The following is an 18,965-nucleotide window of genomic DNA, read 5'->3' on the forward strand; positions in this document are numbered from 1 at the left end:
GGGTGAAAAGCGCACGGGTCGCCGCGTAGCATGGCCCGCGACACGGGGTGCCCCGCACCGGGGCTGAGATGAGACCCGTCGAACCTGATCTGGCTCGTACCAGCGAAGGGATGTCCGCGCGATGACGCTCGCCCTGCCTCGGCACACCTCCGACCCGGTCCCCGCCCCCGCGGACCGTGATCACCGACCCGACCCGGGCCGTCGGCCCGACCGGGCCCCGTCCCGCCCCCGCGTCCTCTCCGTCGCGGGGACCGACCCGACCGGCGGTGCCGGGATCCAGGCCGACCTCAAGGCGTTCTGCGCGCACGGCGCCTACGGCATGGCCGTCACCACGGCGCTCGTCGCGCAGAACACCCACGGCGTGCGGTCGGTGCACGTCCCCGGGCCGGCGTTCCTGCGCGCGCAGCTCGACGCCGTGTCCGACGACGTCGAGGTCGACGCCGTGAAGATCGGCATGGTGGCGGACGAGGCGAACGCCCGTGCCGTCGGGGAGTGGCTCGACGACCTCGCCGCGGCGCGCGCCGCCGCGGGCGGTCCGCGGCCCTGGGTGGTCCTGGACCCGGTGATGGTCGCCACGTCCGGCCACCGCCTGCTCGACGCGGGCGCCGAGCAGGCCGTGCGCGACCTCGCCGCGCGCGCCGACGTCGTCACGCCGAACCTGCCCGAGCTCGGCGTCCTCGGCGGGCAGGAGCCCGCGACGACGTGGGACGACGCCCTGCGCCAGGCGACGGCGTACGCGACCGCGAGCGACGCCGTCGTGCTGCTCAAGGGCGGTCACCTCACCGGACGCACGTCGCCGGACGCGCTCGTCGTCCCCGCGCCCGGGCCGACGACGGGCCGCGCGCCGGGGGCGGCCACCGTCACGACGTTCGACGCCGAGCGCGTCGACACGCCTCACACCCACGGCACGGGGTGCTCGCTCTCGGCGGCGCTCGCAGCGCTGCGGCCGCAGCGCGCGAGCTGGGAGGAGGCCGCGCGCGAGGCGAAGGAGTGGCTCACGGGCGCGCTGCGTGCCGGCGCCGCGCTGCGGGTGGGGACGGGCCGGGGGCCCGTGGACCACCTGCACCGCTCGGCGCCCGTGCGGCCGGGCTGAGCCCAGGCCGACCGGGCCGACCGGGCGAGCCCGGGCTGCCGTGACGTGCCTGCGCCCGGCCCGCGGGACGCGCTCAGGCCGTGGGGCGGCTCGGTGCGTGGGCGGCCCTGCGGTCGGCTCCGCGGTCGGTGTCGAGGTCGGCCAGCGCGTCGCGGAGCACGGCGAGCGTCGCGCGCGCGACGGCGAGGCGCTGCGCGGGCGGGGCGTCCGCGGGCCGCGTGGTCACCTTGGCGCCGACGAGCGGGACGGGGCCGGCCGCGGCGAGGAACTCGCGCACCTCGGCCGGGCCGAGCATCGACTCGTCCGGGCCGGGGAGCGCGGGGTCCGGGCCGTGGGGCGGCACGTGCGCGTCCGCCCACGGCGCGCCCCACCGGCCGGCCCGGCCCGCGGCACCGGAGAGCATCGCGCTCGCGAGGAGGCCCGCGCCCGCGGCCGCCCGCGCGTGCTCGACGGGCGTCGCGGCGCTGCGCCCCTCGATGGCGGACCGGCCCCAGTTGAGCCCGACGTGCAGGGGGTGGCCGGTGTCCCGGGCCGCGCGCGCGACGGCGGCGATCTCGTCGTCGAGCGCGAGGAAGCCCTTCTCCGCGACGCCCCACGGGCGTGGTGCGTCGCAGTGCTCCACCACGAGCGGCAGCCCGGCGGGCGCGACGGCGGCCAGCTCGGTGAGGCTGCGCGCGAGCGCCGCGCCGGAGCCGCGGCCCGGACCGGGCGCGGACTGGAGCTCGACCGCGACGACGCGCTGTCGACCCTCCGCCTCGGCGAGCCGGGTCACGGCCGCGAGGACGCGTGCGACGCCGTCGACCGCCTCGCGCCGACCCTCCTCGTCGTCGGACGCGAGGCCGTAGGAGCGGTCGGCCCCGGCGCGGCGGGCCGTCGCGGCGACCGTCGTCGGCAGCAGCGCCCAGTGCGCCGGCAGCGCGGCCGCGGTCGTCGCGAGCGCGCCCGGGTCGTCCGGGTCGACGGGGTGCTCGAGGCCGCCGAGGCCGTCCTCGTCGAGGGCGGCGTACCAGCCGCCCGGGTCGGGGACGCCCGCGAGGGCGTAGGCACCGAGCAGGGTCAGGGGGCGGTCGTGCAGGTCGGTCATCGGTCCTCGTCGGTCGTGGTGGGGGTGCCTCATGCGTCAGGCGCGGGCGACGTCCTGGTCGGCGGTGGCGTACTCGCACGCGTAGCCCGGCGGGACCCAGCGCCACCGTGCCTCGACGTCCTGCACCGCGACGCCCGCGGGCCGGTCGGCGACGCACGCGTCCGCCTGCTGGCGCACCGCCACGGTCACGTAGTAGACGACGAACACCGCGGTGAGCAGCACGGCGAGCACGGTCACGGTGCGGTGCAGCGCGGGGGAGGGGCCGCCGTCGGAGCCGTCCTCCTCGCCGGGACGCGGCGGCACCCAGTCCCAGCTCACGCGGTGCCGGTCGTCGTGCCGGTCGTCGTGCCGGGAGCGTCGTCCGCCCCGGCGGGCCGGAGCAGCACCTTGCCGGTGGTCGCCCGTCCCTCGAGCGCGCGGTGGGCGTCGGCGGCGTCGGCGAGCGGGAACGTCGCGCCGACGCGCACGTGCAGCGTGCCGCCCGCGACGGCGCCGAGCACCTCGGTCGCGCGCTCGACGAGCTCCGCGCGCGTCGCCGTGTGGTCGGCGAGCTTGGGCCGCGTGAGGAACAGCGAGCCGCCCGCGTTGAGGCGCTGCGGGTCGAACGGCGGGACCTGCCCGGACGAGCCGCCGTAGAGGACGAGCGTGCCGCGGCGGCGCAGCGACGCGAGCGACGCGTCGAACGTGTCCTTGCCGACCGAGTCGTACACCGCCGCGACGCCCTCGCCGCCCGTGAGCCCCCGCACGACCTCGGGCAGCTCGGCCGTGAGGTCGGCGAACGCCGTGTACTGGATCGCGTGCTCGGCGCCCGCGCCGCGGGACAGCTCCGCCTTCTCGGGGGTCGAGACCGTGGAGATCACGTGCGCGCCCCGCGCCACGAGCATCTGCGTCAGGAGCAGCCCGACGCCGCCCGCGCCCGCGTGCACGAGCACGCGGTCGCCCGGGCGGACGGGGTACGACGACGTGCACAGGTAGTGCGCCGTGAGCCCCTGGAGCGCGACGGCGGTCGCGTCCTCGAGCGAGACGGCGTCCGGCACGTGCAGCGCCTGCCCGGCGTCCACCGCGACGAGCTCCGCGTACGACCCCGGCGCCTCGGTCCACACGACGCGGTCGCCGACGGCGAACCCCTCGACCCCCTCGCCCACCTCGGCGACGACCCCGGCCCCCTCGCTCCCGACGACGTGCGGGTACTCCATCGCGTACACGCCGGAGCGCTTGTACGTGTCGATGAAGTTCACGCCCGCCACCGCGGAGCGGACGAGAAGCTGCCCCGGGCCCGGCGACGGGTCGGGCAGCTCGGTGTACTCGAGGACCTCGGGACCGCCCGCCGCGCGGGCCACGATCGCGTGCATGGCCTCAGCCTAGGGTCGCGCGGCGGTCACGGTCGCCCTCGGTCGGCGCCCTTCGCGTGCACGGCCGCGAGGTGCTCGCGCGCCGCCGCCGCGGCGCGGCCGGTGTCCCGGTCGCGGACGGCGTCCAGGATCGCCTCGTGCGCGTCCTGGTCGTCCCGGTGCGTCGTGCCCGTCCGGTCGAGGTCGACCATGGCGACCATCGCGCGACGCAGGCGCGGGACGAAGGTCGCGAAGAGCTCGGCGAGCACCGCGTTGTGCGCGGCGTCGACGACCGCCCGGTGGAACGCGAGGTCCGCGTCCACGTACTCGGCGGGCGACGCCGTCGCCGCGACCTGCCCGCGGCGGGCGAGCGCCGTCGTCATGGTGCGCAGGTCCGCGGGCGTGCGGCGCGCGGCGGCGAGCCCCGCGGCCTCCGCCTCCAGCGCCGCGCGCACCTCGAGCACGTCGACGATCTCGCCGCGGCGCAGCACCTCGTCCCAGTCGTCGGCGGTGTCCGTCGAGACGACGTACACGCCCGAGCCCTGCCTGCTGTCGAGGACGCCGCGGCCCGCGAGCTGGCGGATCGCCTCGCGGACGGTCGATCGGCCGACGCCGAGCTCGGCGGCGAGCGCCTGCTCCCCGGGCAGCCGGTGGTCGAGGGGCCAGGCACCGGAGCGCACGCGCTCGAGCAGGAGCTCGGCCGCCTGGTCGGCCAGCGGGCGTCGTTGCAGCGCGGTCATGGAAACCTCTCAGGTTGTCTGAGGACTTGATCGGCGCTAGCGTACCCCGCATGTCCTGGACGGCGCTCCTTCTTCGGCGCCACGGCGGGGTCTGACCGGACCGGCCCCCCGCCGTGGGGGTCCGTCGTGCGCCGGTCGTCCCGCGCCCCCCACTCCGGGGCTCCAGCCGAAGGACCGCCATGACCGTCTCCACCACGCCCGCCCGCACGGACCGCCCCGCCGCCAGGACCACGCCGCCGTGGAACCGGCAGCGCCCGTCGCCCATGCCGTCGTCCCGCTACGCCGACGTCCACGCCCGTGTCGACGTGCCCGACCTGCCCGACCGCCGCTGGCCGAACCGCCGGCTCACCCAGGCGCCGCTGTGGGTCCCCGTCGACCTGCGCGACGGCAACCAGGCGCTCGCGGAACCGATGGACCCGGCGCGCAAGCGCCGCTTCTTCGAGCTGCTCGTCGCGATGGGGTACACCGAGATCGAGGTGGGCTACCCGTCGGCGTCGCAGACCGACTTCGACTTCGTGCGCCTGCTCGCCGAGACCGACCTCGCGCCCGAGCACGTGACCGTCGTCGTGTTCACCGCCGCGCGCGCCGACCTGATCGCGCGCACGGTCGAGTCCGTGCGCGGGCTGCGCAACCCGGTCGTCGTCCACGTGTACACCGCGACGGCGCCCGTCTGGCGGGACGTGGTGCTCGGCCGCGACCGCGAGAAGCTCGCCCGGCTGATCACCGACGCCGGGACCGAGGTGCTGCGCCACGCCGGCGACGACCCGCGCGTCCGGTTCGAGTTCTCGCCCGAGGTGTTCAACCTCACCGAGCCCGACTACGTGCTCGACGTGTGCGACCGCATGACGACGCTCTGGGACGCGACGCCCGAGCGGCCCGTCGTCCTCAACCTCCCCGCCACGGTCGAGGTCGCGACGCCCAACGTCTACGCCGACCAGATCGAGTACATGGACCGGAACCTCGCGCGGCGCGAGGGCGTGATCCTCTCGGTCCACCCGCACAACGACCGGGGCACCGGCGTCGCGTGCGCCGAGCTCGCGGTCCTCGCGGGCGCGCAGCGCGTCGAGGGGTGCCTGTTCGGCAACGGCGAGCGCACCGGGAACGTCGACCTCGTGACGCTGGGCCTCAACCTGCACGCGCAGGGCGTCGACCCGATGGTCGACTTCTCCGACCTCGACGCGATCCGCGACGTCGTCGTGGCGTGCAACCGGATCGACGTCCACCCGCGCCACCCGTACGTGGGCGACCTGGTGCACACCGCCTACTCCGGCACCCACCAGGACGCGATCCGCAAGGGGATGGCGCGGCACCGGGCCGACGCCGCGGCGGCCGGCCTCGACCCCGCGGCCGCGCCGTGGCGCGTGCCGTACCTGCCGGTCGACCCCGCGGACCTCGGGAGGTCGTACGAGGCCCTCGTGCGCGTGAACAGCCAGTCCGGGAAGGGCGGCGTCGCGTACGTGCTGCAGTCCGTCCACGGCCTGGACCTGCCCCGGGGCCTCCAGGTGGACCTCGCGCGCCGTGTCCAGGAGCACGCCGACGCCACCGGTGCCGAGGTGACGCCCGACGTCCTCCTCGCGCTGTTCGACGCGGCCTACGCGCGCCCGGGCGCCGTCGCGCCCGTCGCATGGACGAGCCGGCGCGCTGACGGCGGGACGGAGCACCTCGACCTCGAAATCACGGTCGACGGCGAGCGCGTCGCCACGTCCGGCACGGGCACCGGCGCGGTCGACGCCCTCGTCGACGCGCTGGCCCGCCTCGGCCGCCCGGTGGAGGTCCTCTCGCTCACCCAGCAGTCCGTCGGCAGCGGCAGCGACGCGACCGCGGTGACCTACCTCGAGCACCGCGGCCCCGACGGCGCCCCGCGCTGGACCGTGGGTCGTGACGCGTCCGTCCTGGGAGCCGCCGTCCGCGCGGTCTGCGCGGCGACGGCCTGAGGTCGGGTTCGCGGGTCTGCGGGGATCTACGGCCCGCAGGGTCGGGTCCGCGGGTCTGCAGGGATCCACGGCCCGCAGGGTCGGGTCCGCGGTGGGGTCGGACCGTGCGCTCGGACTGGCGCACCGTCGCCCTGGTCTTCCGGGCGGAGGTCGAAGGAGTGCGCCTTGACGTCCTTCGCGCACGGTCCGACCCCACCGCTCGTCCTGTCCCGCACCGCACGACCGAGGTCACGCCCGGCGGTTCGGTCAGGCTCGGCCCGTCGCCTCGGTCCCGGACGTTCCGCTGAGAAGCGAGAAGTGGCCCCTCCGAGCCCCGCTCGTGGGGCTACTTCTCGCTTGTCGTCACCGCATGTCGGCTCGGACGAGTCCGGCGGACCGGCCGCGGGGCTGGAGGCCGATGCCGATCCGCGGACGTGACCCGCGGACCGTTGACCCCACCAGCTCGACCCCGCGTACCGTGGGGCGGGACCTCCGGCCCGACCGTTGCATAAGTATGTATAGTGATGCATATGACGATCAGAGTCGCGGTCGCGGGTGCGTCCGGGTACGCCGGCGGGGAGACGCTCCGCCTGCTCGCCGGGCACCCCGAGGTGGAGATCGGCGCCGTGACGGCGCACAGCAACGCGGGCACGCTCCTCGGCGAGCACCAGCCGCACCTGCGATCCCTGGCCGACCGCGTGCTCCTGCCGACGGCGGTCGAGCACCTCGTGGGGCACGACGTCGTCGTCCTCGCGCTGCCGCACGGTGCCTCGGGCGAGATCGCGGCGCAGCTCCCCGACGACGTGCTCGTGCTCGACCTCGGCGCGGACCACCGGCTCGAGTCCGCGGCGGACTGGTCGGCGTTCTACGGCTCCGAGCACGCGGGCACGTGGCCGTACGGGCTGCCGGAGCTCCTGCTGACGAACGTGCCGGGTGCCGCGGCGACCGAGACCAGGCAGCGTGAGCGGCTCGCCGGTGCGCGGCGCGTGGCCGTCCCCGGGTGCAACGTCACGGCTGTCACGCTCGGCATCCAGCCGGGCGTCGCCGCCGGGCTCGTCGAGGGCACGGACCTCGTCGCGGTGCTCGCCAACGGGTACTCGGGCGCGGGCAAGTCGCTCAAGCCGCACCTGCTCGCGTCCGAGGCGCTCGGGTCGGCGCAGCCGTACGCCGTCGGCGGGTCGCACCGGCACATCCCGGAGATCGCGCAGAACCTGCGGGCCGCCGGAGCCCCGGCCGTGAGCATCTCGTTCACGCCGACACTCGTGCCCATGTCGCGCGGCATCCTCGCCACGGTGACGGCGCGCCTGTCCGACGACGCCGCGCGCCTCGACCCCGCGGCGCTCGACGCGCGCGTCCGCCAGGCCTGGGAGGACGCGTACGTGGGAGAGCCGTTCGTCCGCGTGCTGTCTGCGGGGCAGTGGCCGACGACGGCGATGACCCTCGGCGCGAACACCGCGCTCGTCCAGGTCGCGGTCGACCACGCGGCGGGCCGCGTCGTCACCGTCACGGCGATCGACAACCTCGTCAAGGGCACCGCGGGCGCCGCGGTGCAGTCCATGAACATCGCGCTCGGCCTGCCGCAGACGGCGGGCCTCACGACCGAGGGGGTCGCCCCGTGACCGTCACCACCCCGCAGGGCTTCCGGGCCGCCGGCGTCGCCGCCGGGCTCAAGTCCACGGGCGCGCGCGACGTCGCGCTCGTCGTCAACGACGGGCCGCTCGACGTCGCCGCGGCCGTCCTCACGACGAACCGCGTGTTCGCGGCGCCGGTCGCCTGGACGCGCCAGGCCGTGCGCGACGGGCGTGCGACGGCCGTCGTGCTCAACTCGGGCGGTGCGAACGCGTGCACCGGGCCGGAGGGCTTCGCCGACACGCACCGCACGGCGGAGCACGTCGCCGACGTCCTCGCGACGTCGGCGGGCGACGTGCTCGTCTGCTCGACGGGCCTCATCGGCGTGCGGCTGCCCATGGACACGCTCCTCGCGGGCGTCGACGCCGCCGCGGCGGCGCTCGCGGACCCGGTCGCCGCGGTCGACGGCGGCGGCGACGCCGCGCTCGCGATCATGACGACGGACACCGTGCCGAAGACGGTGGCGGTGGTCCGCGAGGTCACGGACGCCACCGCGACGGACGGCGCCGCGACGTGGTCCGTGGGCGGCATGGCGAAGGGCGCGGGCATGCTCGCGCCGGGCCTCGCGACCATGCTCTGCGTGCTGACGACGGACGCCGTCGTCGACGCCGCGACGGCCGACGCCGCGCTGCGGGCCGCGACCCGCACGACGTTCGACCGTGTCGACTCCGACGGCTGCATGTCGACGAACGACACCGTGATCCTGCTCGCCTCGGGCGCGTCCGGGGTCGAGGTCGGTCTCGACGCGCTCACCGACGCCGTCACCGAGGCGTGCGGGTCGCTCGCGCGCCAGCTCGTCGCCGACGCCGAGGGCGCGAGCCACGACGTCGCCGTCACGGTGGTGGGTGCGTCGAGCGAGGACGCCGCGGTCGCCGTCGCGCGCGCCGTGACGCGGTCCAACCTGTTCAAGGCCGCGATCTTCGGCAACGACCCGAACTGGGGGCGCATCGTGTCCGCCGTCGGGACCGTCCCCGAGGACGTCGCGCCGTTCGACGCGCTCCTGCTCGACGTGTCGGTCAACGGTGTGCAGGTCTGCCGGGCCGGGGGAGTGGGCGAGCCCCGCGAGCTCGTCGACCTCGCGGCCGAGCGCGAGGTGCGCGTCGAGATCGACCTGCACGCCGGCTCCGCGAGCGCGACCGTCTGGACCAACGACCTCACGCACGACTACGTCCACGAGAACAGCGCGTACTCCTCATGAGCGACCCCACCACGCCCACGCCCCACCCGGACGACGCCGCGTTCGACACCCGCACCGACCTGCGCCCCGAGCAGAAGGCCGAGGTGCTCGTCGAGGCCCTGCCCTGGCTCGAGGAGTTCGCCGGCGCGCTCGTCGTCGTCAAGTACGGCGGCAACGCCATGGTCGACGACACGCTCAAGGCCGCGTTCGCCGAGGACATGGTGTTCCTGCGCCGCGTCGGGCTGCGCCCGGTCGTCGTGCACGGCGGGGGCCCGCAGATCTCCGCGATGCTCGACCGGCTCGGCATCGAGTCCGAGTTCCGCGGGGGCCTGCGCGTGACGACGCCGGAGGCGATGGACGTCGTCCGCATGGTCCTCACCGGCCAGGTGTCGCGCGAGCTCGTCGGTCTCATCAACGCGCACGGCCCGTACGCCGTCGGGCTCTCGGGCGAGGACGGCGGCCTGCTGCAGGCCCAGCGCCGGCACGCGACCGTCGACGGCGAGCCGGTCGACGTCGGGCTCGTCGGCGACGTCGTCGAGGTGCACCCGTCCGCGGTCCAGGACCTGCTCGACGCCGGCCGCATCCCCGTCGTGTCGACCATCGCCCCCGACCTCGAGGACCCGACCCAGGTGCTCAACGTCAACGCGGACACCGCCGCCGCGGCGCTCGCGGTCGCGCTCGGCGCGAAGAAGCTCGTCGTCCTGACCGACGTCGAGGGCCTGTACACGTCGTGGCCGGACCGCGGGTCGCTCGTCGCGCAGATCACGCGCTCGGAGCTCGCGGCGCTCCTGCCGTCGCTCTCGGCGGGCATGGTCCCCAAGATGGAGGCGTGCCTGCGTGCCGTCGAGGGCGGGGTCCCCGCGGCGACGGTCATCGACGGCCGCGTGCCGCACTCGACGCTGCTCGAGGTCTTCACCACCCAGGGCAACGGGACGATGGTCGTCCCCGACGCCGCGGGCGCGCCGGCGCCCGCGCTCACCACGACCGCCGGAGGGGCCGCGTGAACGCGCTCGACCACCCGACGGGCGCGCCCGCGCCCGCACCGACGACCACCGTGACGGCCCCGGCCGACGGCTCCGTCGCGCAGTGGACCGACCGCTACACCCACGCGGTCATGGACACGTTCGGCCCGCCGCAGCGCGTCCTCGTGCGCGGCGAGGGCGCGTACGTGTGGGACGCCGACGGGAAGCGGTACCTCGACCTGCTCGCGGGCATCGCGGTCAACGCGCTCGGCCACGCGCACCCGACGCTCACGGCGGCGGTCTCGGCCCAGCTCGGCACGCTCGGGCACGTCTCGAACTTCTTCGGCACCCCGACGCAGATCGCGCTCGCCGAGCGCCTGCTCGCGCTCGCGGAGGCGCCCGAGGGGTCGCGCGTGTTCTTCACGAACTCGGGCACGGAGGCCAACGAGGCGGCGTTCAAGATGACGCGCCGCACGGGCCGCACGCGGGTCCTCGCGCTCCAGGGCGGCTTCCACGGGCGGACGATGGGCGCGCTCGCGCTGACGTCGAAGGCCGCGTACCGCGAGCCGTTCGAGCCGCTCCCCGGCGGCGTCGAGTTCGTCGCGTTCGACGACGTCGCCGCGCTCGAGGAGGCCTTCTCGCCCGCGGCCGTGGCGGCCCGCGGCGAGGTCGCGGCGCTCGTCGTCGAGCCCGTGCAGGGCGAGGCCGGCGTGCGCGCGCTCTCGCCGGGCTACCTCGTCGCCGCGCGCGAGCTCACCGCGCGCCACGGCGCGCTGCTCGTCCTCGACGAGGTGCAGACCGGCGTCGGGCGCACCGGCTCGTGGTTCGCCTACCAGCAGCCGGAGGTGGGCGGCGGCGTCGTGCCCGACGTCGTCACGCTCGCCAAGGGCCTCGGCGGTGGGTTCCCCGTCGGCGCGGTGGTCGCGTACGGCGAGCGGGCGGCGACGCTGCTCGGCCGCGGCCAGCACGGGACGACGTTCGGCGGCAACCCCGTGGCGGCGGCGGCGGCGCTCGCGACGCTCGGGGTGATCGAGCGCGACGGGCTGCTCGAGAACGTGCGGGCCGTCGGGGCGCTCCTGCGCGACGGCGTCGCCCGTGCGGGGAACCCGCTCGTCGCGGGCGTGCGCGGCCGCGGGCTCCTGCTCGCCGTGCAGCTCACGCGGCCCGTCGCGGCCGACGTCGCGCGCACGGCGCTCGACGCGGGCTTCGTCGTCAACGCCGTCGCGCCCGACGCGATCCGGCTCGCGCCGCCGCTCGTCCTCACGGCCGACCAGGCGCGCGACGTCGTCGCGTTCTTCGCCGCGGTCGCGGTCCCCGAGGACACTGCCGCCCCGGCCGGCGCACCCACCGCCCCCACGACGGGCACCACGAACGCCCCCACTACGGACACCACGTCAGCCCCCACGACCGACCCCACGACGAGGAGCTCCTGATGGCCCCCCGGCACTTCCTGCGCGACGACGACCTCACGCCCGCCGAGCAGCGTCAGGTCCTCGAGATCGGCCTCGCGTTCCGCGACGACCGCACGTTCCGCCAGCCGCTCGCCGGGCCGCAGGGCGTGGCCGTCCTGTTCGACAAGCCGACGCTGCGCACGCAGCTCTCGTTCGCGACGGGCATCGCCGAGCTCGGCGGCTTCCCGGTCGTCGTGGACGGCCGGCTCGCTCAGGTCGGGGTGCGCGAGTCCGTCGCGGACGTCACGCGCGTCCTCGACCGGCAGGCGTCCGCCATCGTGTGGCGCACGTTCGGCCAGGACCGGATCGAGGAGATGGCGGCGATCAGCCGGGTCCCGGTCGTCAACGCGCTCACCGACGACTTCCACCCGTGCCAGATCCTCGCGGACCTCCTGACGATCGCCCAGCTCCGCGGCGGGACGGGCGCGCTCGCGGGCCAGACGCTCGCGTACGTCGGCGACGGCGCGAACAACATGGCGCACTCCTACCTGCTCGGCGGCGCGACCGCGGGCCTGCACGTGCGGGTCGGCACGCCGGACGGGTACCCGCCGCACCCGGTCTTCGTCGCCGACGCCGAGCGGATCGCGGCCGAGACCGGCGGCTCGGTGCTCGTCACGGCCGACCCCGTCGAGGCCGTCGCGGGGGCGGACGTCGTCGCGACCGACACGTGGGTGTCGATGGGCGACGAGGCGGAGGCCGAGGACCGCGCCCTGCCGTTCGTGCCGTACCAGGTGAACGACGAGCTCCTCGCATACGCGCAGCCCGACGCGATCGTGCTGCACTGCCTGCCCGCCTACCGCGGCAAGGAGATCACCGCCGAGGTGATCGACGGCCCCCGCTCGGCGGTGTGGGACGAGGCGGAGAACCGGCTGCACGCGCAGAAGGCGCTGCTCACGTTCCTCCTGGAGCGGTCGTGACCGAGGCCCGCACGGCGACGACGAAGACGGCGCGCCACGCGCGCATCGCCGAGATCGTGCGCCGCACCGAGATCCACTCCCAGGCGGAGCTCGCGCGCGAGCTCGAGCGCGAGGGCCTGTCGGTGACGCAGGCGACGCTCTCGCGCGACCTCATCGAGCTGCGCGCGGAGAAGGTGCGCGGCGCCTCGGGCGCGCTCGTGTACGCGGTGCCGGGGGAGGGCGGGGACCGCAGCGTGCAGACCGCGGAGTCGCCCGAGTACCTCGCGGCCCGGCTCGCGCGCCTGTGCTCGGAGATGCTCGTGTCCGCCGAGGCGTCCGCGAACCTCGTCGTGCTGCGCACGCCCCCCGGTGCTGCGAACTACCTCGCGTCGGCGATCGACCACTCCGTGCTCCCGCACGTGCTCGGCTGCATCGCGGGCGACGACACGATCCTCGTCATCGCGCGCGACCCCGACGGCGGCGCGGACCTCGCGCGGCGCTTCCTCGAGCTCTCCGGACCCCACGGCGGGCCCGTCCCCGGCACGCCGGACTGACCGCCGTCGGCCCACGCCCCGCGCGGCCGCAGCGCCCTGCGAGACTGGACCCCGACCCCACCCGCACGTCACAGAAAGAGACCGTCATGACTGAACTCGTCGTGCTCGCCTACTCGGGCGGCCTGGACACGTCGGTGGCCATCGGCTGGATCGCCGAGGCCACGGGCGCCGAGGTCGTCGCCGTCGCGGTCGACGTCGGCCAGGGTGGGGAGGACCTCGAGGTCATCCGGCAGCGTGCCCTGGACTGCGGCGCCGTCGAGGCGTACGTCGCCGACGCGCGCGACGAGTTCGCGGCGGAGTACTGCATGCCCGCGCTGCGCGCGAACGCCCTGTACCTCGACCGGTACCCGCTCGTCTCGGCGCTGTCGCGTCCGGTCATCGTCAAGCACCTCGTGCGCGCGGCGCGCCAGTTCGGCGCGACGACCGTCGCGCACGGCTGCACGGGCAAGGGCAACGACCAGGTGCGCTTCGAGGTCGCGACGACGTCCCTCGCGCCCGAGCTCAAGACGATCGCGCCCGTGCGCGACCTCGCGCTGACGCGCGAGAAGGCCATCGAGTACGCGGAGAAGCACGCGCTGCCCATCGCCACGACGAAGCACAACCCGTTCTCGATCGACCAGAACGTGTGGGGGCGCGCGGTCGAGACCGGCTTCCTCGAGGACATCTGGAACGCGCCGACCAAGGACGTCTACAACTACACCGACGACCCCACGTTCCCGCCCGTCGCGGACGAGGTCGTCGTGACGTTCGAGCAGGGCGTCCCGGTCGCGCTCGACGGCGTCGCGGTGACCCCGCTGCAGGCGATCCAGGAGATGAACCGCCGCGCGGGCGCCCAGGGCGTCGGGCGGATCGACATCGTCGAGGACCGCCTCGTGGGCATCAAGTCGCGCGAGGTCTACGAGGCGCCGGGCGCGATCGCCCTCATCGCCGCGCACCAAGAGCTCGAGAACGTCACGCTCGAGCGCGAGCAGGCCCGCTTCAAGCGCGGCGTCGAGCAGCGCTGGACCGAGCTCGTCTACGACGGCATGTGGTTCAGCCCGCTCAAGCGCTCGCTCGACGTGTTCGTCGACGACACCCAGCGCTACGTGTCCGGCGACGTGCGCCTCGTGCTGCACGGCGGGCGCGCGACCGTCACGGGCCGGCGCTCGGACGCGAGCCTCTACGACTTCAACCTCGCGACGTACGACGAGGGCGACTCGTTCGACCAGTCGCAGGCCAAGGGATTCATCGAGATCTACGGTCTCACCGCGAAGCTCGCCGCCGCGCGCGACGAGAAGTTCGGCAACGGTGTGGACCTCGGGACGGGAGCGCTGTGAGCACGCACGACGACCAGGACGGCGCCGCCGTCGAGCCGACCGAGACGGCGCGCGTCAGCCTGTGGGGCGGCCGGTTCGCGGGCGGCCCCGCCGACGCGCTGGCCGCGCTGAGCAAGTCGACGCACTTCGACTGGCGCCTCGCGGGCCAGGACGTCGCGGGCTCGAAGGCCCACGCGAAGGTCCTGCACGCGGCCGGCCTGCTCGACGACGACGAGCTCGGCGGCATGCTCGCCGCGCTCGAGCGTCTGCGCGAGGACGTCGCGTCGGGCGCGTTCGTCGCGGCCGACGACGACGAGGACGTGCACACCGCGCTGGAGCGCGGGCTCATCGAGCGGGCCGGGCCCGAGCTCGGCGGCAAGCTGCGCGCGGGCCGGTCGCGCAACGACCAGATCGCGACGCTCACGCGCATGTACCTGCGCGACGAGGCACGCACGATCGCGCGACTCGTGCTCGACGTCGTCGACGCGCTCATCGAGCAGGCCGCCGCGCACCCGGGCGCGGCCATGCCCGGCCGCACGCACCTCCAGCACGCCCAGCCGGTGCTCCTCGCGCACCACCTGCTCGCCCACGCGTGGCCGCTGCTGCGCGACGTCGACCGGCTCATCGACTGGGACGTGCGCGCCGCGCGCTCGCCGTACGGGTCGGGGGCGCTCGCGGGCTCGTCGCTGGGCCTGGACCCGGCCGCGGTCGCCGCGGAGCTCGGGTTCGACGGTCCGGTCGAGAACTCGATCGACGGCACCGCGTCGCGCGACGTCGTCGCGGAGTTCGCGTTCGTCGCCGCGATGCTCGGGGTCGACCTCTCGCGCCTCGCGGAGGAGGTCATCCTCTGGGCGACGAAGGAGTTCGGCTTCGTGCGCCTGCACGACTCCTACTCCACGGGGTCGAGCATCATGCCGCAGAAGAAGAACCCCGACGTCGCCGAGCTCGCGCGCGGCAAGGCGGGCCGCCTCATCGGCGACCTGACGGGCCTGCTCGCGACGCTCAAGGGCCTGCCGCTCGCGTACAACCGCGACCTCCAGGAGGACAAGGAGCCGGTGTTCGACCAGGTCGACACGCTCGAGGTGCTCCTGCCCGCGTTCTCCGGCATGGTCGCGACCCTCGAGTTCGACACCGACCGGATGGCGTCGCTCGCGCCGCAGGGGTTCTCGCTCGCGACGGACGTCGCCGAGTGGCTCGTGCGCGAGGGCGTGCCGTTCCGCGTCGCGCACGAGGTCGCGGGCGCGTGCGTGCGCACGTGCGAGGAGCGCGGCATCGAGCTGTGGGACCTCTCGGACGACGACCTCGCGTCCATCTCCGAGCACCTCACGCCGGGCGTGCGCGACGTGCTGAGCGTCGAGGGCTCGCTCGCGTCCCGCGACGCCGTGGGCGGCACCGCCCCGGTGCGGGTCGCCGAGCAGCTCGAGGCCGCGAAGGAGCGCTCGGCCGAGTACCGCTTCTGGGCCCAGGACTGACGGTGCCCCGGCTCGCGGTGCGGTGCGCGTGCCCGGCGGCGCGGGCGTGAGCGTCGGTCCGGACGTCCTCGCCGAGCTCGTCCGCCAGGTGCGCGACGCCGTCCCGCGCCTCGGCCCGCCCGGCCCGGGCGCGCTCGCCGCGGGGGAGCCGACGGCGTCGGGCACGCGCCTCGTCGTGGTGGACGGGCCCGCGGGCTCGGGCAAGACGACCCTCGCGGCCCAGCTCGGGGGCGCGCTGCCCGCCCAGGTGCTCCACATGGACGACCTCTACGAGGGCTGGCGCGGCCTCGAGCCCGCCTGGGCGCGGCTCGACGCGTGGGTGCTAACGCCGCTCGTCGCGGGCCGTGCCGGGCGGTACCGCCGGTACGACTGGCACCTCGACCGCTTCGCCGAGTGGCACGACGTCCCGGCCGCGCCGTACCTCGTGGTCGAGGGCTGCGGGGCGGGGCGGCGCGAGGCCGACCAGGTCGCGGCGCTGCGCGTGTGGGTCGAGGCGCCGGACGACGTCCGGCTCCGGCGCGGCCTCGACCGGGACGGCGAGGACCAGCGCGACCACTGGCTCGCGTGGATGGCCGCGGAGCGCGAGCACTACCGCCGCAACGGCACGCGCGAGCGCGCGGACGTCGTCCTCGACGGGTGGGGTCGGCTCGTGCGCACCGGGCGGACGGCGCCCGGCCCGGGCCCGACCGCGCCCCGCACGGACGTGGGCGGCGAGGCGTAGATTGCCCGGGACGGGAGGTGGTGGCATGCCGGCGGAAGCCTGGACGGACACTGCGACGGACACGGCGACAGACACTGCGGGGAGCGCGGCGACGGGCACGGTGACGAGCACGGCGGCGGGCACCACGACGGGTGCCGCGACCGGGACGAGCGAGGCCGGGGGCGCGCGCGTCGTCGGGCCGTGGGACGCCCCGGCGCGCGGCTGGTACGCGCGCGACGTGCACGAGGTCGCGCGCGACCTCCTGGGCGCCCTGCTCACGCGGCGCAGCGCCGAGGGCGACGTCACGCTGCGGATCACCGAGGTCGAGGCGTACGACGGCGAGTGCGACCCGGGCTCCCACGCCTTCCGCGGGCGCACCGAGCGCAACCGCGCCATGTTCGGCGAGCCGGGCCGCCTCTACGTCTACCGCCACCTGGGTCTGCACCACTGCGTCAACGTCGTGTGCGGGCCGGTGGGCCGCGCGTCCGCCGTCCTGCTGAGGGCCGGGGAGGTGACCGACGGCGTCGGGCTCGCCCGGTCCCGCCGGGTCGCCGCGGGCCGGTGCGACTCCGACCGCCAGATCGCGCGCGGCCCGGCGCGCCTCGCGGTCGCGCTCGACCTCGACCTGCGCCACTACGGCGCGGAGCTGACGGACCCGGACGGCGAGCTCGTGCTGCACCGGGCGACGGACGGGCCGCACCGGCCGCCGATCGCCACGGGACCGCGCGTCGGCGTGTCGGGCGACGGCGGGGACGGCGAGCTGTACCCCTGGCGGTACTGGCTCGCGGGGGACCCGACGGTGTCCGCCTACCGCCGCGTGAGCGCGCGCTCCCGCTGAACCGGGGCCGTCGACCCGCGGCGTCACGGTCCGGCGCCGCCCGCGAGGTGGGCGGTGGCCGGGCGACGGCGTCCGGCACGGCAGACTAGGACCCGCGGCCCGGACGGGGCCGCACCCTCGTGCCCGCACGGCGGGCACTCGACGAAGGAGCAGAAGTGAGCGACGTTCTCGACGAGCTGCAATGGCGGGGCCTGGTGGCGCAGTCCACCGACGAGGCCGCGCTGCGCGCCGCGCTGGCCGAGGGCCCGATCACCTATTACTGCGGCTTCGACCCGACGGCGCCGAGCCTGCACCACGGCCACCTGGTCCAGCTCCTCCTGCTGCGCCACCTCCAGCTCGCCGGCCACCGGCCGATCGCGCTCGTGGGCGGCGCGACGGGCATGATCGGCGACCCGCGCCAGTCGGGGGAGCGGGTGCTCAACTCGAAGGACACGGTCGCCGACTGGACCGAGCGCCTGCGCGGCCAGGTCTCGCGCTTCCTGGACTTCGAGGGGGAGAATGCGGCGCGCGTCGTCAACAACCTCGACTGGATCTCGGAGATGTCGGCGATCGACTTCCTGCGCGACGTGGGCAAGCACTACCGCCTCGGCACGATGCTCGCCAAGGACACGGTGGCGCGCCGCCTGAGCTCGGACGAGGGCATCAGCTTCACGGAGTTCAGCTACCAGATCCTCCAGGGCATCGACTTCCACGAGCTCTACCTGCGCCACGGGGTCACGCTGCAGACGGGCGGGAACGACCAGTGGGGCAACCTGCTCTCGGGCGTCGACCTCATCCGTCGGACGGAGGGCGCGTCGGTGCACGTCATGACGACGCCGCTCATCACGAAGGCCGACGGCACGAAGTTCGGCAAGACCGAGGGCGGAGCCGTCTGGCTCGACGCCGACATGATGAGCCCGTACGCCTTCTACCAGTTCTGGCTCAACGCGGCGGACGACGACGTCGTGCGCTTCCTGAAGATCTTCACCTTCCGCTCGCGCGAGGAGATCGCGGAGCTCGAGGCCGCGGTCCGGGAGCGGCCGGGGGCGCGAGAGGCGCAGCGCACGCTCGCCGCCGACGTGACGACGCTCGTGCACGGGGCGGCGGCGACCGAGGCGGTCATCGCGGCGAGCCAGGCGCTCTTCGGGCGTGGCGAGCTCGACGCCCTCGACGAGCGCACGCTCGAGGCGGCGGTCGCCGAGCTGCCGCGCGCGACGGCGCAGGCCGGCGACCCGGTCGTCGACCTCCTGGTGGCGTCGGGCCTCGTCGCGTCGAAGGGGGCGGCGCGCCGGGCGGTCGCGGAGGGCGGCGCGTACGTCAACAACGTCAAGGTCACCGGTGAGGACGCGACGCTCACGGCGGACGACCTGCTGCACGGACGGTTCGCGCTCCTGCGCCGGGGCAAGAAGACCCTCGGGGTCGCCGTCGCCGGCTGATCCGGAGGGAGGGGAGGGGCCGGGCCGCGTCGAGCGGTGCCGGCCCCTCCTGCATCGGGTCCTGCGAGGCGGCACGGAGCGGATTTGGCACTCCTGCGGCGCGCGTGTAGTGTTCTCGACGTTCGCCCGGCAGGGAGGAACGGACACCGGGTCTCGATCATCCGAGACGGTGGCTGGTCCCCCGGGCGGTCCCCTCGAAGATCGACAGGGTGCTTCGCGCGCCCTGAGGATGTTCGAGGCTGCTGGCTCCACGGCCGGCCCTCCGAGCTCGGAACATCGAGTTGGAAGGGACACCGAGGATCTGGTAGATTAGAGAAGTTGCCCCAAGCGAGGTTCTCCCCGGTCGGGTGGTGCTGAGTTGGTGTGTGTCGGTTGTTTGAGAACTCAACAGTGTGCTTGTTAGTCAATGCCAAAT

The 18,965-nt window shown here is 75.4% G+C and carries 17 protein-coding genes and 1 riboswitch; of the genes, 13 read left to right on the forward strand and 4 right to left on the reverse strand.

What is annotated here, in order from left to right; all coding sequences use genetic code 11:
* Positions 1-33: 33 nt before the first annotated feature.
* Positions 34-128, forward strand: a riboswitch (TPP riboswitch).
* Positions 122-1,093, forward strand: coding sequence for a bifunctional hydroxymethylpyrimidine kinase/phosphomethylpyrimidine kinase (gene thiD, locus E1O70_RS17095; RefSeq protein WP_082774806.1), 972 nt, complete (start codon positions 122-124; stop codon positions 1,091-1,093). It overlaps the preceding riboswitch by 7 nt.
* A 73-nt stretch (positions 1,094-1,166) precedes the next feature.
* On the opposite strand, the gene E1O70_RS17100 is transcribed toward thiD, so the two are convergent.
* The 4 genes from E1O70_RS17100 to E1O70_RS17115 are packed head-to-tail and all read right to left on the reverse strand — an operon-like array spanning position 1,167 to position 4,248.
* A complete protein-coding gene (locus E1O70_RS17100; RefSeq protein ID WP_061269206.1) occupies positions 1,167-2,177 on the reverse strand; it encodes a DUF4862 family protein in 1,011 nt (336 codons plus the stop codon).
* A gap of 36 nt (positions 2,178-2,213) precedes the next feature.
* A complete protein-coding gene (locus E1O70_RS17105) occupies positions 2,214-2,495 on the reverse strand; it encodes a hypothetical protein (protein WP_061269207.1) in 282 nt (93 codons plus the stop codon).
* Entirely contained in the window at positions 2,492-3,529 is a 1,038-nt protein-coding gene (locus E1O70_RS17110; RefSeq protein ID WP_061269208.1) for a quinone oxidoreductase family protein, read from the reverse strand. Before E1O70_RS17110 ends, E1O70_RS17105 begins: the two co-directional genes overlap by 4 nt.
* 26 nt (positions 3,530-3,555) lie before the next feature.
* Positions 3,556-4,248 (reverse strand): FadR/GntR family transcriptional regulator, encoded by a 693-nt coding sequence (locus E1O70_RS17115; protein WP_061269209.1) that lies wholly within the window; start codon positions 4,246-4,248, stop codon positions 3,556-3,558.
* Positions 4,249-4,427: 179 nt separating this feature from the next.
* Here E1O70_RS17115 and E1O70_RS17120 point away from each other — a divergent pair, with 179 nt between their 5' ends.
* From E1O70_RS17120 to tyrS, 12 genes are all read left to right on the forward strand, one after another.
* On the forward strand, positions 4,428-6,182 hold the full coding sequence (locus tag E1O70_RS17120) for a 2-isopropylmalate synthase (RefSeq protein WP_061269210.1): 1,755 nt from the start codon (positions 4,428-4,430) through the stop codon (positions 6,180-6,182).
* Between the two features lie 503 nt (positions 6,183-6,685).
* The gene (gene argC, locus E1O70_RS17125; protein WP_061269211.1) at positions 6,686-7,780 is read left to right on the forward strand and encodes an N-acetyl-gamma-glutamyl-phosphate reductase; all 1,095 of its coding nucleotides are present in this window, start codon (positions 6,686-6,688) and stop codon (positions 7,778-7,780) included.
* On the forward strand, positions 7,777-8,988 hold the full coding sequence (gene argJ / locus E1O70_RS17130) for a bifunctional glutamate N-acetyltransferase/amino-acid acetyltransferase ArgJ (protein ID WP_061269212.1): 1,212 nt from the start codon (positions 7,777-7,779) through the stop codon (positions 8,986-8,988). Before argC ends, argJ begins: the two co-directional genes overlap by 4 nt.
* The gene (gene argB / locus E1O70_RS17135; protein WP_021482919.1) at positions 8,985-9,971 is read left to right on the forward strand and encodes an acetylglutamate kinase; all 987 of its coding nucleotides are present in this window, start codon (positions 8,985-8,987) and stop codon (positions 9,969-9,971) included. Before argJ ends, argB begins: the two co-directional genes overlap by 4 nt.
* Positions 9,972-10,081: 110 nt before the next feature.
* On the forward strand, positions 10,082-11,362 hold the full coding sequence (locus tag E1O70_RS17140) for an acetylornithine transaminase (protein WP_128957580.1): 1,281 nt from the start codon (positions 10,082-10,084) through the stop codon (positions 11,360-11,362).
* Positions 11,362-12,297, forward strand: coding sequence for an ornithine carbamoyltransferase (argF, locus tag E1O70_RS17145; protein ID WP_061269213.1), 936 nt, complete (start codon positions 11,362-11,364; stop codon positions 12,295-12,297). Before E1O70_RS17140 ends, argF begins: the two co-directional genes overlap by 1 nt.
* The gene (locus E1O70_RS17150) at positions 12,294-12,830 is read left to right on the forward strand and encodes an arginine repressor (RefSeq protein ID WP_043655538.1); all 537 of its coding nucleotides are present in this window, start codon (positions 12,294-12,296) and stop codon (positions 12,828-12,830) included. The genes argF and E1O70_RS17150 overlap by 4 nt, the downstream gene beginning before the upstream one ends.
* An 86-nt stretch (positions 12,831-12,916) precedes the next feature.
* Positions 12,917-14,146: an argininosuccinate synthase gene (locus E1O70_RS17155; RefSeq protein ID WP_061269214.1), complete on the forward strand. Its 1,230-nt coding sequence runs from the start codon at positions 12,917-12,919 to the stop codon at positions 14,144-14,146.
* On the forward strand, positions 14,143-15,597 hold the full coding sequence (argH, locus tag E1O70_RS17160; RefSeq protein ID WP_061269215.1) for an argininosuccinate lyase: 1,455 nt from the start codon (positions 14,143-14,145) through the stop codon (positions 15,595-15,597). The genes E1O70_RS17155 and argH overlap by 4 nt, the downstream gene beginning before the upstream one ends.
* Before the next feature lie 46 nt (positions 15,598-15,643).
* The gene (locus E1O70_RS17165; RefSeq protein WP_174526037.1) at positions 15,644-16,318 is read left to right on the forward strand and encodes a uridine kinase family protein; all 675 of its coding nucleotides are present in this window, start codon (positions 15,644-15,646) and stop codon (positions 16,316-16,318) included.
* 100 nt (positions 16,319-16,418) lie between these two features.
* Complete coding sequence (locus tag E1O70_RS17170; protein WP_370670927.1) at positions 16,419-17,135, forward strand: DNA-3-methyladenine glycosylase; 717 nt, start codon at positions 16,419-16,421, stop codon at positions 17,133-17,135.
* 155 nt (positions 17,136-17,290) lie between these two features.
* The gene (gene tyrS, locus E1O70_RS17175) at positions 17,291-18,550 is read left to right on the forward strand and encodes a tyrosine--tRNA ligase (protein ID WP_061269216.1); all 1,260 of its coding nucleotides are present in this window, start codon (positions 17,291-17,293) and stop codon (positions 18,548-18,550) included.
* Positions 18,551-18,965 lie beyond the last annotated feature (415 nt).

The organism is Cellulosimicrobium funkei (assembly GCF_004519295.1).
Taxonomy (GTDB): domain Bacteria; phylum Actinomycetota; class Actinomycetes; order Actinomycetales; family Cellulomonadaceae; genus Cellulosimicrobium; species Cellulosimicrobium funkei.

What these genes read in the sequence shown, in the direction of transcription:
- thiD (WP_082774806.1), top strand. Translation starts at nt 122, where the DNA reads ATGACGCTCGCCCTGCCTCGGCACACCTCCGACCCGGTCCCCGCCCCC.
- E1O70_RS17140 (WP_128957580.1), top strand. Translation starts at nt 10,082, where the DNA reads ATGGACACGTTCGGCCCGCCGCAGCGCGTCCTCGTGCGCGGCGAGGGC.
- E1O70_RS17120 (WP_061269210.1), top strand. Translation starts at nt 4,428, where the DNA reads ATGACCGTCTCCACCACGCCCGCCCGCACGGACCGCCCCGCCGCCAGG.
- E1O70_RS17155 (WP_061269214.1), top strand. Translation starts at nt 12,917, where the DNA reads ATGACTGAACTCGTCGTGCTCGCCTACTCGGGCGGCCTGGACACGTCG.
- E1O70_RS17100 (WP_061269206.1), bottom strand. Translation starts at nt 2,177, where the DNA reads ATGACCGACCTGCACGACCGCCCCCTGACCCTGCTCGGTGCCTACGCC.
- argC (WP_061269211.1), top strand. Translation starts at nt 6,686, where the DNA reads ATGCATATGACGATCAGAGTCGCGGTCGCGGGTGCGTCCGGGTACGCC.
- E1O70_RS17115 (WP_061269209.1), bottom strand. Translation starts at nt 4,248, where the DNA reads ATGACCGCGCTGCAACGACGCCCGCTGGCCGACCAGGCGGCCGAGCTC.
- E1O70_RS17110 (WP_061269208.1), bottom strand. Translation starts at nt 3,529, where the DNA reads ATGCACGCGATCGTGGCCCGCGCGGCGGGCGGTCCCGAGGTCCTCGAG.
- argB (WP_021482919.1), top strand. Translation starts at nt 8,985, where the DNA reads ATGAGCGACCCCACCACGCCCACGCCCCACCCGGACGACGCCGCGTTC.
- argF (WP_061269213.1), top strand. Translation starts at nt 11,362, where the DNA reads ATGGCCCCCCGGCACTTCCTGCGCGACGACGACCTCACGCCCGCCGAG.